Origin of the sequence: Haloferula sp. A504 (assembly GCF_044385805.1) — a bacterium.
In the GTDB taxonomy this organism is placed as follows: domain Bacteria; phylum Verrucomicrobiota; class Verrucomicrobiia; order Verrucomicrobiales; family Akkermansiaceae; genus Haloferula.
Window position 1 is genome coordinate 147,186 of sequence record NZ_JBISBU010000003.1, and the last position, 13,773, is coordinate 160,958.

Annotated in this window: 6 protein-coding genes; 4 read left to right on the forward strand and 2 right to left on the reverse strand. The window is 57.0% G+C overall.

The features are described 5' to 3' along the window. Positions 1-13: 13 nt before the first annotated feature. Positions 14-3,016 carry an immunoglobulin domain-containing protein gene (locus tag ACG2LG_RS02695; protein ID WP_396256085.1) on the reverse strand — a complete coding sequence of 1,001 codons (3,003 nt, stop codon included), beginning with the start codon at positions 3,014-3,016 and terminating at the stop codon, positions 14-16. Positions 3,017-3,261: 245 nt separating this feature from the next. On the opposite strand from ACG2LG_RS02695, the gene ACG2LG_RS02700 reads away from it, so the two are divergent. The 4 genes from ACG2LG_RS02700 to ACG2LG_RS02715 all read left to right on the forward strand — a co-directional run bounded on the left by ACG2LG_RS02700 (position 3,262) and on the right by ACG2LG_RS02715 (position 13,190). Further along, entirely contained in the window at positions 3,262-4,434 is a 1,173-nt protein-coding gene (locus tag ACG2LG_RS02700) for a hypothetical protein (protein ID WP_396256087.1), read from the forward strand. Between the two features lie 22 nt (positions 4,435-4,456). Next, positions 4,457-5,671, forward strand: coding sequence for a WGR domain-containing protein (locus ACG2LG_RS02705; protein ID WP_396256088.1), 1,215 nt, complete (start codon positions 4,457-4,459; stop codon positions 5,669-5,671). Beyond that, a complete protein-coding gene (locus tag ACG2LG_RS02710) occupies positions 5,668-5,892 on the forward strand; it encodes a hypothetical protein (RefSeq protein WP_396256090.1) in 225 nt (74 codons plus the stop codon). Before ACG2LG_RS02705 ends, ACG2LG_RS02710 begins: the two co-directional genes overlap by 4 nt. A 332-nt stretch (positions 5,893-6,224) precedes the next feature. After that, positions 6,225-13,190, forward strand: coding sequence for a hypothetical protein (locus ACG2LG_RS02715; protein ID WP_396256091.1), 6,966 nt, complete (start codon positions 6,225-6,227; stop codon positions 13,188-13,190). On the opposite strand, the gene ACG2LG_RS02720 is transcribed toward ACG2LG_RS02715, so the two are convergent. After that, positions 13,180-13,758 carry a trypsin-like serine protease gene (locus ACG2LG_RS02720; protein ID WP_396256180.1) on the reverse strand — a complete coding sequence of 193 codons (579 nt, stop codon included), beginning with the start codon at positions 13,756-13,758 and terminating at the stop codon, positions 13,180-13,182. The genes ACG2LG_RS02715 and ACG2LG_RS02720 overlap by 11 nt on opposite strands. Positions 13,759-13,773: the final 15 nt, after the last annotated feature.

The following is a 13,773-nucleotide window of genomic DNA, read 5'->3' on the forward strand; positions in this document are numbered from 1 at the left end:
CGGCTGCAGCTAATCAGGGATTCGGTATTGTGAAATCTGCCGGTGCTACTGACGCATACGGTTCAAGCCAACTGGTCACCGAAGGAGTAGATATGGAAAGCGCATCCGCTGCACTGTCACCGCCTCCCCCGGATGTTGTGTAGACATCGAACTGGAAGGTTTCACCAAGGGAGAGCCCGAGAGACCCTAAAGATGTAGAAATCGCGACAGTCTTTCCATTTATTGAAATATTTGCCTGAGTGTTTGCTGCTCCACTAGGCGCTGCGCCCCAATTCCCATCTTGATATGCCCACACACCAGCCCAACCGCCGGTATCCACCCAACTGCCGATCCAGTGGGTCATTCCCGAAGGCATGGAGATTGGCCTTTCCCATGCGCTCCCAGCTGTATCGCCCCCATTACTGGATCGAATGCCAATACAATATTTACCCCAACCCAAATCGAAAACATCTCCCTCCAGCTCAATTTTGAAAGTAATTCTCTGCCTCCAATCATCTACAATCACTGTTACCGATCTTACATCAAGCGCTGGAAAGCTACCGACTGAAACGTCTCCTATCGCATCGGGAAAACTTTCGGCCACGGGAGTGAGGTCCGAAGATGGATCTCGTCCCAGATCAATTTCTCGCTTGTCGTTGACCCCATCACCGTCGGTGTCCCATTCGTTTGGATCGGTTCCGGTGTCGCCACGCGAGACATAGCTGCGGGTGTTGGTTTCCGCCCCATCAGAAAGCCCGTCGCCATCGCTGTCCCACCGGTAAGGGTTGGTGCCGCGGTCGGTGTCCGAGACCCACACACCAGTGTTCGTTTCGTGGATATCCGGTACACCGTCGCCGTCGCTATCGACGTTTTTCGGAGCTTCCTCCTGCACGGTGAGCGTGGCGACCTCCGAATCAGCGATCAGGTCTTCGAGCGGAGACGTCCGATCAACCGTCGCCCGCACGAAGTAGCCGCCCGCGTGGCCGGCATTCACCCGCGGCAGGAACAGGCTGCGCGAGGTCTGCCCGGGAATCGGCGAGCCGTTGTGGAACCACTGGAAGGAGGGTGGCGAGGGCGCATCCATGGCACAGGTGAACGACACGCCTGCATTGGGCGCCACGGTCTGGCTCGACGGTTGGGTCTTGAAGACCAGCTCCTGATCCGTCAGCGGCCATTCGTCATGCCAGACATTGAGGCTCAACTCCGCCTCCGGGAGCAGTCCCGCAGTGCCGAGCACGAAATCGAGGTCGGCCTCCAACTGCCCACCGTAGTCCCCGGAGGTCGAGGCCCACGTATGCAGCCCTCCCGACGGCTCGATGGAAGCCCTCATTCCAGCCAATCCATACACGAGGAACTCAAGTCTGGGCTCGAGGATCAGCTTCAGGTCGAACTCTCCGGTCAAATCGAGTGTCGTGGGCTCGATGTCCGGCGCGCTTGCCTGAAAGGAGCGAATCCATTCCAGACCCTCCGCCTGGGTGTAGTCCACGCCGAAGCTCGCGTTGAACTCCTGCCGCCAGGCAAATCCGCTTTCGAGTAGAACCTGTGCCTCGGCCTCCGACTTCACCAGAAAATCGAAACCCAGCACCCCGTAGACCGGGATCCCGAACGGTGGAATCGGAATCGGGACCACGCCGATGAGCACGACGTGCTTCGGCTCACTTGCCTCGGGCAGGTCGAACAGGGTGGTTTCCGTCTTGGCCCCGACCAGCAGCGCGGAAATGTCCAGCGCGAGTGCCGTCGATACTTGTCCGCTGGCGATGGCCTCGAAGGACTTGACGCCGAAGCCCTGGGTTTCGAGCGCCACGTTGAGACGCGGCGTCAGCCACCAGAACCACTCGTCGGCCGTCACCGTGAGGAAATCGGGATCGTCGCCCACCGACACCGTGGCGAGATCCGCGAGGGTGAACTCGAAGCCGTCCTCACGCAGTGCCAGGCTGGTGCCCGAAAGGTCGTAGCCGACCCGGGGGAAGGTCACCTCCCCGTCCACGCTCAGGGCCCTGACTAGGGTTCCGTCGGCTCCGGTCTCGTACACCACCGAATCCGGGGAAAATGCCACCGCGCCCTGGGGGAGGAACTCGGTGAGGTCGGCGTCCTCCGTCATCACCGTGAGTTCAAGATTGGCTGCATCGTCAGTGGTCGAGAGCACCCGCCGGTAGAAGATCTCACTTTCCGTGGCGGGGGCCAGATTGCAAATCAACTGACCGTCGCTGAATGCAGGCGCTCCACCCGCCTCGTAGGTGATGACAATGCGGTCCGCCAGCACCTCATCGATCTCCCACGGCGGCGGATCGTTCGCCCGTTGCGGCCCCGCCGGCGCCGGGAAACGCGACGCGAGCGCGGCGGCCGGACCCACGACCCTCTGTCCCGCCCGCTGCGCGGTCGGCGAGCCGAAGACAAAGATACCCTCCGCCGCCTGAGGCTCGGGCTCCAAGCGGAAGCTCCACGTGTGGGTGAGCCTGTTACCCAGTGTGTCGTCCACCACCAGGGTGGCGGTGATCGTCTCTCCCCAGCCGCCGAGGGCCGTGTCACCTCCGCTGTCGAAGGTGATCGTCTCGGCGGCGAAAGTGAGCTCGGTGCTGCTTTCGGCGAAAGTTCCAAGGGCACCGACAGTGAGTTGGATCGTCGCAGGATCGATGCCGGTGGCATCCTCCAGCTTGACGGTGATGTCGGCAAACCTGCCGACTGCGAAGCCATCCACCGCCGGATACTGCCCCGCCACCAACGGAGGCTGCTCGTCGAGCGACTCGATTCGGAAGAACTTCCGGGTATCCGGCGTGAAGGCATACTCCATCGAGAGCCCGGTCGCCTCCATGGGGAAGCCATCGACCCTTTGCCAGTCATCGAGGTCGCCGGATTCCCAGAGGTCGTAGCGCACCCCAGGATCGGTGGCCCAGATGAAGGTGTCGGGGGACGTTGAAGGCGGCTCCGACTCAAGGAGGTAAGGGATGGTTTCGGCGGAGCCGGGCAGGAAGGCTGCCGCAGCAAAAAGGAAGGAGGCGACGACACCTCCCGACATGAGGCAGTGGATGGTCTTCATGGGGGCGATTTGTTCGGTCAAATCGTCCGCAGGCTACCGAACGACGCTGCATTTGTCAGCAACAGACGCCACCGGGGTGATGCGGGAACTCGGATTCCGTGTGCATGGATTGATCCACCGGGCACCGAGCCATTCCGAAGAACCAGATCAGCAAAAGATTTTCCAAGCCAAAGCCCGCCCGGTCCGTGCCACCGGCGGGCTTCTTCACATCTCCAGGCACGTCACGAATCCAAACCACCAACATCATGATCGAAATCCCCACCGATGCGCTCAAGGCCGCCGGGCGAATGCTCAAGCGGCTGCGCACCAAGCACTGCACCCTGCCGGTGCTCAACCACATCCTCGTCGAGGCTAACTCCGGTGAAGCTATCCGCCTCACCGTCTGCAATCTGGACCAGTGGCTCAGCACCCACGTCCCGACCGACCGGCCGTCCGACACCCCGGAAGTCCTGCTAGTCCCCACCGAGGCCTTCGAGGCTTCGCTCAAGGCCGACAAGGGTTCCTCGGTCACCTTCACCCGCAAGGGCACGAAGAAGGACCGGCGCGTCCGCCTGAAGATGCTGCGTGGCGGCATCACCGTCGAAACCCACCACCCGACGCTGGAGTCCGATGAGTTTCCACCCTGTCCGCAGGTCCCGGAGAACATCGAGGCCACTCCCGTCCCCGGTCGCACCTTCGAGATGCTCACCGAGATCGCCGGCTGCGCCTCGAAGGACTCCACGCGCTACATCCTCAACAGCGTGCTGCTCACGCCCGAAGACGGCGGCATGGTCGTCGCCACCGACGGACGCCGGCTCGCCGCCACACCCGCCAGCGTGCCCGACCGCAAGCTGGTCATCCCGACCCCGGCAGTCCATGCCCTCGGCCATCCGGACTTCCAGCAGGGAGTCATTCAGGTCACGCCGTTCCACCGTCCTGAGACGACGACCGAGACGGACGGGAAAGCCCAGGGCAAACCCGGCGATCCCGACCACGTCCGCATCGAGGCCGGCGGCCATGTCCTGGTCACCCGTCTCATCGACGGCCACTACCCGAACTGGAAGCAGGTCGTGCCCACCGACCGTGTCGCCTCGGCCAGCTTCGAGGAAAGCCACCGTCCGGCGGTGATCGACTGGCTCAAGGCGCTGTCGAAGGGAGGCAAGGAAGCCTCGGTCATCCTGCGTCCGGGCAAGCGGGGACACCTCGAACTTGCCCATGCGCCGGACACCAGCCACGCCTCACGCATCGAGGTGCCCGCCGAGATCACCGGGAAGCCGCAACCGGTGGCGCTCAACGCCGCCTACCTGGCCGACGCGCTGACCATTGCGCCGACGCTCTGGTTCATCGACGAGATGAGCCCGGTCGTGGCACGCAGGCTCGACGGCACCCTGTGCGTCGTCATGCCAATACGGATCGATGTCGCGGCCTGTGCCGCCTGATCCCGTCTTTCCCAGCGCAGACATGGCAACCCTGACGCCCGCCCGGCTTTGTTCCGTGGCGGGCGTCTTCATTCTCCTGCCCAACGCATTCCGCGACGGGCAATCCAACCCCGAAACCACAACCATCAACATGCCCAATACCACCATCGACTCGGCCTCCCTCCATTGCTGCGAGGGAGGCTCCGACAAAGTCTATCACGCTGCCATCGAGCCCGTTCCTGGCACTCCTGATGCCTACATCGTCACCTTCGCCTATGGCCGGCGTGGCAGCACCCTCACCACAGGCACCAAGACCCCGCAGCCCGTTCCGCTGGAGCAGGCCCGCAAGGTCTTCGAGAAGCTGGTGAAGTCCAAGCTCCGCAAGGGATACCGTCACACGGATGCGCCCGCTCAATCCCACTGCCACAACGACGGGGAGGGTCTCGACACCGGGATCCGCCCGCAGCTCCTCAATCCCATCGAGGAGAGCGAGGTTGGTCGCCTGATCGGCTCGCCGAAATTCTGCCTCCAGCAGAAGCACGACGGACGGCGGATGCTTGTGCTCAAGCAGGGCGACACCATCACCGGCATCAACCGCCGGGGACTGGCAATTTCCATCCCGGAACCCATCCGCGAAGCTGTCGCCGTCATTCCCTGCGACGTGCTCATCGACGGAGAGGCCGTCGGTGAAACGCTGCACGCCTTCGACCTCCTCGAGTTCGAGGGCACCAGCCTGCGCCAGCACGGCTACCTTGACCGCTTCAAGGTTCTCATGGGAATCGTTCCGATGGGAAACGGAGCCCTGTGCTGGATCGCCACACCCGTCGATCCGGAAGACAAACTGGCGACCTTCGAGGAACTCCGGGCGGAGGGAGCCGAGGGAGTCGTATTCAAGGACATCGACGCTCCCTACAGTCCCGGTCGCCCCAACAGGGGAGGGTCTCAGCTGAAGTTCAAGTTCGTCGAGACCGCCTCGTTCATCGTCGCCGGAAGGAACGGGACCAGGCGCAGCGTCGGGCTTGAACTGATCGCCGCTGATGGTGGTCGTGTCCCCGCCGGCAACGTCACCATCCCGGCCAACCACGAGGTGCCGGGGAAGGGGAGCGTGGTCGAGGTGCGCTTTCTCTACGCCCATCGCGAGAGCGGCGCGGTGTATCAGCCGGTCTACCTCGGCCCCCGGGATGACATCCCCGCTGACGAATGCACGGCGGATCAGCTGAAGTTCAAGGCCGAGCCGCTCGCTGCGGCGACGCCATGAGCGGGCCCGACCGCAACGCCGCACCCGGATCCTTCCGGGTCGGCGACCGGGTGCGGATCCACCCAGGCTGGCAGGATCCGGGTGACGGCGACTTCATGCGTGTCGTGATCGAGGCTCCGGAAGACAGCCCACGTGTCCTCATCCGGACCCTGATCCCCGGCTTCGAGCATCCTCCCACCGAATGGATCGAGGTCGAGAAGCTACTGCACCAAACGGATTGATGGCTCAGTCCACGAATGACGTGAGCCGAGCCTGACGCTCGCCCGCAGCGAGGCTCTTCACGGGCTCGGCGATGGTGTGGTGGGACTGGCGAACTAGAGAGAAAGCCCGTCCAAAGTGGCGGGCTTTCTTTTAGGTAGGAATGGAGAGCGTCAGACCACCCGAATCTCTCCTTTGGCAGTGTCCCGTCGACTGGCAACCTAACGAGCAAGGGCTGCGCGGAGCGCCTGCTTTCTATCGGGTTGCATCAGCGATGCTCCGTAATTGGAGTCCCGGACCGAGCGCATGTTTGAACTCGACGGCTGTTGGGGCCAGATCTATTTTCTTAAGCGTTATGAGCTTCGCTCCCTCAACCCCCTTGGTTTGTGCAATTTTTCTAGGCTTGAATGCTGTCTCTGGTTGGTCCGGGGATTCGCCACTGCCTTACGTTGTGCCAGCAGAGGAACGTGCAGCAGAGGTTTTGGCGCCATCATACATTGCGACGATCGGACTGACTACTCCCGGAGAGCGTGAGCAGGCGATGGCTTTGATTGAGCAGTTCGAGGAAGAGGAGATCAAATTGATCTCTAGAACTGAAAGCGAGGCGAAGTTCCATATTTCGGGGGCACTGGTGGAGGATCTGGTGAAGAAGAGGATCTCGTTCCGGTCACTGACTCCCACTCTATCGCAAGTAGGCACGGTTGCGCGTTCGGATTTGTCCTACATTGAGATGGACCAAGACGGAGATCAGCTGACGGATACCGAGGAACGCTGGTGGGGGACCAATCCAAGCAACCCGGATACGGATGGCGACGGCGTCAAGGACGGTCAGGAAATTCGGCAGCTCCGAAGTGGAGACACATCATCCGGCATCCCTTGGCCAAACTGGCCGATCTGGGGCCAACGACCGAATGCCAACCCTGGTTGGGGGTGGGGCGACGAAGACGAAGCTCCTATCGTCGATCTTGATCAGGATTCCATCCCGGATGCGGCTGAGCGGTTTGTGCTAGGGTTCAATCCATATCGTGAGTCCACGGACAACGATCGCTACGATGACGGCCAGGAATTTTGGGGTATTACCCAGATTAACCGTGGCTCACTTCCCCGTGCAGTGGATAGCGATTTTCTATTGGCCGAGATGCCCAATTTTGTCGATGCCCCGGGCAATAGTCCCTTGGTCGCTGCCTACCCAGACATCAAGATCAAGATCCCCGACAACACCATCACGGTGACAACCAGGCAGGTGATTACCTCCGAGTCCAAGGAGATCAATGAGCAGGAGAACGTGTATGAGACGACAACCACGGAGGAGAACGTAGAAAGGACCTTTCCGGAGCAATCACCCCAGTTGACGGCGATTCAGAATCAGCTTGGCAACGCTCTTACTGAACTCAGCACCAGTCTGAGTCGTTTGGCGACAAGTCTTGATGGTGGGCAACTCATGACACCTGCCTCTCCTGAAAGTGGCTTCCAGCCCTATTCAAATTTGCACATCACCCAACCCAAGTGTAATGCTTCCCTATTGGCTGAAGTCCAAGAAAACATCGGATTTTATCAGCACCAACGAGGTGATTTACTGGACTCTTACTCTTTACAAGTTGCAGAATTGGCTACCGCAGAGAGGTATCGCGCAATTGGTCTTGAGAATGTTACCGGGCTTGATTCGGTTACTCTGAGTGCAGACGCTGGCGCAAGTGTGGAAGCCGGATGGAGCAAGAGCTTTAAGGGAATCGGCAAACTTTCGGCGCTGGGAAAAGCCGGTGGTGGTGTGGGCGCCGGTCTGACAACCTCAATTTCTCGACTAGCCTTTGGTTTTTCCGATACATTAAGCGGCCAGCGAGAAGAAATCGCTGAGCGCAGGGGAAAAGTTGCACTTACGGAGTCGAAGCTTGGAGCGATCGAGGCGGATCTTAATCGCCAATACGAGCTACTTGGAAAATTCGCAACATGCGACCCGGGAGCAAGTGGTCGCAGCCTGAGTCGAAGCTTGGTGGTCAGTAGAACCGAACCTGATGAGCCTGCCACACAGAATTTTAAGAGCCAGCGAACAAGCCGGACCACCTCACGAAACTATCAGCGCATCTTCAACCGCACAGAATGGTCTCACGCCACCACGACGGACACCTCGCATGCCGCAGACCTTACGTTTGATATCGAATTCAAGAACGCTGGCACGGACGTGGTGCGAGAAATTAGCTCCGTGATTGCGAATGTCTATATCGGAGAAAGCGAAGACGTTGCAAAAACTGTGATACTGGTCGGGGGGGGATCGGGAGTCTCCTCGGTCACGAACCTCTTCCCGGGAGCTGCTTTCCGTATTAATACTCCGGTGACAATCCCCCTCACGCTGGAACAAACCAAGGAGATTGACTTGGGTAATGCGATTCGTGTGGAGATCGTTCGAGTGGAGTATGGTGATGACCAGCTATTCTACGAAAATGCCTATACGGGCGGAGTCTATGTTATGGTCGATAATGGGGTGGACGATGGCAACGAAGAGGTTCGTCCGTATCTGATCCCAACGTGGGGAGATGAAACCTACATGGATGTTTTGTCTCGAATTCAGGACGTGGTGAAGTTCGAGTTTCTTAGCAACGGCGCGATCAATTACATCGAACTCCCCGAGATGAACGGGCAGGGCCGGATCATTGGTTCCAAAAGGTATCCCAATTCCGAAAACTCAGCATGGGCGATCTACTCTCAAGGGCCGGATGGGCGGAGTTTTGGTGAGATGACCGCAGAGCCGGAATCCTCTGTAATGCTCAAATTCTTCAAGGACGAGGATCAGGACGGCTATCTGGACAGAGAAGAGCTTCGCTACGGCACCGACATGCAGGATCCCACGGATGCTCCATCGCCACGATTAATTGCGGGTTATGTGGATGAGACTGCCGCTGATGGGAAAAAACACCGCACCTTGGTCATTAAGAATGTCGGCAACTACCCCGCGACGGATATTGAGGCAGTGACATATTCCCCGGACGAGAGCGTGGAAATCACGAACAATATCTCGGGGGTCGGCGGCTACATACACCCAGGACAAAAGGTGGTGCTCGGACCACGCTTCACCGGTCTCAACCTTGAGGGATGGAGAGGAACCGGAGTCCCCGCTTTTGACGGCATCTATAAAGGGGATGAGACGACAACCTACACCTTTACCGTTACCTCCGGAGGTAACGTTGGAGCAGAGGCCAATACCGTAACGGTGGCGGCGACATGGGGAGCCAGTGGCGCCACCACTTTGAATTTTGGGGATGGGTATGAAGCGCCTGGGCCGCAAGCAGTTGGACCTGACGGACTCCAGCTTGGATTTAGCTCTGGCAATCTCAAGGAGGGCGACACTTTCCAAATCACCGCCAACCCATACGCAGACAGCTTCGCCTACGCGGCCACGGACTCACCAGTTTTGGAAACGATCATAGGTTTCAACTCCGCCCGGGGACACAACAAGATCCAAGTGAGCCAGATGCTTGCCACTCGAGACGAGGAACCAGAAGACAAGCCGGAGGCGCGCGGAACTCACGTCAAAATCCTGATGCCAAACCGATTGGCAATGGATCAACCAGCTCTGCCATACTCCATTGCCTGCTACAACGGATCCCAATTAGACTTAAAAGTGAAAATGCTGGTGGAACTGGTCCGAGTGAAAGACGGCGTATCCACGCTCATGCAGACGGCGTCGGTGACGGATGTCATCCCGTATGGTCAGCAAGTAATCCCAAGTAGCATCGATCTCTCCTCCTTGTCCGGGGGAAGCGTGGCAGAGGGAGACAATTTGCTGCTATCTGTCACCATGGCAGAAGACGGTGTTTCCAGTGAGCAGTCATCATACATTGATTCCGCAATGGGAGTAATCACAATGGTGCAGACCAACGAGTCGGGGCAATTGTTCGCAATGAATTCGGGCCTAGACCTCGGTGATGTTCAATTGGGTGAGAATTCAGCAGTGAATTTTATTTTCGGCAATAATGGGGATCTCCCGAATGGAATCTACCTTGAACCACTAAATGGCTCCGTGTCTTCAGCGGGTTTGAGTGACATTTGGTATTTAGAGCGTGGTGACCTCGGTGAAGTTGAGTTACTGATCGACACCTCGACCTTGGGTATTGGTGATCACTCGATCCCAGTTCGATTTAGGTCCCTCGATGGTGAGGTGTATGATTACAACATTCTGATTCATGTGGACGATTCGATCGGCGGAAGTGTGGTTTTGTTTCCCGTCGAGAATCGGCCGTGGGAGTTGGATATGGTGATTAATGGGCCCGTCGGCCTGGATCAGGAGGTGGTTGTGGTGCTTCCAGAAAAATTCAGGGCAAAAAGCTTTGAGCCAATTGGTGTCTATGATCGCCAAGAGACAAAGATTGTTGGTGGCCAGTTTACCCCAAATTTTGCGACAAGCGGAGCACGAAGAGTAGAGTCCAACTCATTCACGCCGCATGTCGTGATGTTTCCTTGTCCCCAAGAGCTACAAGCTGGGGATAGTGCTCGATGGCGGCTAAAAATGGGCCAACTTGTCACTTTTGGTCTAATAGAGTCGGTTGATTTGTCTGATTTCCTCACTTCGCCAAGCCAGCCTTTTGAATGTGATTTCATTTCAGCGACACAAGGGAGAGATCCGACTGATGTATTTTACCGTGCTGCCATCAGGACGGCCGGAGTGGCTTCGGCATCGGTGTCTTTTGATGAAGAGTTACGTGAGTTGAATCTGGACGTTAGCGACAACCTCAAGCTGCCACACGCAGTCATTGCGCCGGTTGGCTATGCTGAATCTCAGATTTATGTAGATTTGGATTGCAAAGCGACGCCTGTTGATAAGCTTAGTTTTGATTATTCGTGCACTGGTGGAGCGATCGCGAAGCTTTTGATCTTTAGTGGTGGGCAGGATGAGTTGGTTCTCGCGGAGGTCATTACGATTCCCAATGGTCAAAATAGGCTTGATCTAATATTTGACCGGGTTGGTGGTCAGGTTGATCTTCAAGTTGATGGCCAACTGATCGACACGCTAATGTTGGTCGGGTCTGAGTGGAAATTCGGGCTTGGAGCGTATGCGCATGACACCAACGATTCGAGTGCCTCGGTAGCTCAAGGCACCATGCGAGTTTCACAGGTGTTTGTGGATGATGACGGTTTTGGCGTCGGCGATGGCCAATCCTTGAGTATGAGTGCAAATATTGGGCAGTATGGAAATGCGTCGATCGATCGCTCTTTGAGGTTAATTGTCGATGGTAGAGATCAAGCTCTTCGGAGCGGCCTGGTTAACTTAATGTATCCCCATGATTACAATAGTTATTCAGTTGACTACTCGTTTGCGAATTATCAAAACTGGATTGAGTCTTTGGTTTACACAGGAGTTAATGGTGGTGCGGATCTCATCCATAATGTTGCAGACGGAGATATTGGTGATAGCCTTAGATATGTAAGTGGGACAACAGTCGATCCGTTCTTATCCCTTAATCATGCGATCAGTCACTTGACGTTCGGGAATATCTCGTTCACTTCAAACTCTGCTCAGGGTGTGCTTTTGCATACGCAAACTATTAATGAAGATTCTAGAGTCTTTGAATCCTTGAGTAGTGAGGGTATTGGCGAGGAGTCTAGCCCGGCCCTTGAATTCAGCGCTCAGAACTTTGACGGTTTTCGATTTATGGTTGGAAATCTTGTCACCGGTGAGGAGGGTCCTGACTATGCGATCAAGCAGGTGACGGCTGGCGTTGATGGCCAGTCTTTAGACCTGGTGATCAGCGGGTCTGTAACCGAGGATCCCCTCGTTGTCTCATTAATTGGCCGAGAGGGTTTCTTGATTTCAAGCGAATTTGTCGTGCCGGTTTCTGGAGGGGACTTAAGCCTTAATATCCCTGTGCCGAACAGCGCCCTCGGCTATGGTGAGAACACGCTCACATTGAAAGTGGAAACATTGCTTGAAGACAGCGATTTGAGTAATAATTCAATGACCATCTCCTCTGCTAATGGTTTTGAGTTTTACAAGCCTTATCCCGAGAGTGTCGAGTTTGACTGCGGTAATGGCGTGACTGAAGCGGCCTATTTCGCGAATGGGGATGGATACCTGGATGGATCTGCCTTTACATGGGGTGGTGATTTGCAGTTGGAAACCGTTCGGATGGGTTTTGGGGGCGAGGTATCGTATCGTTTTGACTCGGTTGATCCAGCCGCGAGCTACGCGCTCTCACTGTCCCATTATCAGCCCGATAGTATGGAGGTTTCGTATCAGATCTACGCGGATGGTTTTCTGATGACCCCGATTATTGGAGATCGGTCTGCCGCTGAGCCTTCTGCAACAATCGATCTGAATCAGAACGGTGCCGGCATCACGGCGTTTGCCACGGCCTACTTGCCCGCTGCCGCGATTGCAGATGGTAGCGTGACGATCAAGGTCAAGAGCGTTGGGCCCTACCCTGCTTCGGTTTCCTCCATCGCATTGCATCGAGGGAGGTCTCTCTTTGTTGATTGCGGATTGATTTCCGCTGATCCTCCCTACGGAGAAGTAGATTCGGCGACGGGGATTGCCTTTGGTCACACAGGTCCGATGAGTATTCCTTACGGCTCTGGAGCGTCCTCGATCGATACTCGTCGCTATGCCCCGGGTAGCACCTTGTCATATCGATTCTCAGGTGGTGGGCTGGACGCCTTTGAGAACGCCTACGTCGTCAGGACGATCCTGCAGAGTGACGCCCCGATGTTTGTGCGTCGCCGCTTGGGTGATTCAGCAGTCATTGATGTGGATCCGCTAGAAGTCGGTGCACAGTTCAAGGGCCATTACCTGCAACTGAGTTCTGTATGGAACTCTGACTTCACCCTTCACGTGGACCGCGTGGACGAGGGTGGCAACCCGATTGTCGGTCCGGTCTCGATTGTAGATTTGGAACTCCTCGAGTTCCCCGGACTCTTCAATGCCAGGAATAGAGACACCGACGAGGATGGGATTCCCGACTTCTGGGAGCTTGATGACGCTCCTTTGGCTTTGCAGCTTTCGGCCACGGTTGCCGATTCGTCTCTCGATCATGATCACGATGGTCAGAGCACGCTTCAGGAGTATGAGGCGGGCACGGATCCACTCGACGGCAGCTCCAGGTTTGAACTTGTATCCTTTAGTAAGACCGAACTGGAAGGTGATTGGGTGATCAGCTGGACCAGCCGTCCTGATCGATTCTACGTCGTGGAGAAATCCAGTGACATGCTGAATTGGAATCGTGCAGCGGATCCAGTGTCAGGCAGTATTACCGGAGTGAGTAACTTGACGGTTCCTGGTAATGGTGAAGCAAGATGCTTCTTCCGCGTTTATGTGACTTCCTCTAGTCAGTAGGTTGATCGGGAGAGGTCGCTTGCCGAGTTGCTGCAGGGAAGGGCCTGTTCCTTATTCTTGCAGCGAAGGCGATCATTCCGAGGAGAGTGAGAAGACTGCTGCTCACTTCGGGAATCTGTGTCGTGGATTGGATCCAGTCACTGTGCTGGGCTACGTCGGTGTAAAAGGCGACATCACCGTAGATGGAGTTTTGTCGGTCCAAGCCGTCTTCCAGGAGCGGGTTGGTTCCCCATGAAGTGATTCCGGCGACCTCCCATTCCCCGGTGAGGGGGTTCAGAACATACAGGGGGCCACCGCTGTCGCCTGCAGCGGTGGTTCCCTCCAGAAAGGTGTCCGGCAGGCCATCAAAGAGGTCAGCTGCTGAGGGCGTCGTAGGGAAGGCGGCCAGACTTAGGGAGGTGGAATCAGGAATGAGGGCATTCTGTAGGCCTGGAAAGCCGTCGTCGTAGTGAATCGTTGGAGCAGTGGGTTGATTCAAAGAGTTGAAGAATGAGCTGCCATTATCAAAATCAGTCACCAAGAAGCTCCCGGATGCTCCACCCGGAAGCACTCGGTCGATCAGATTCATGGCGGCAAGGATCGT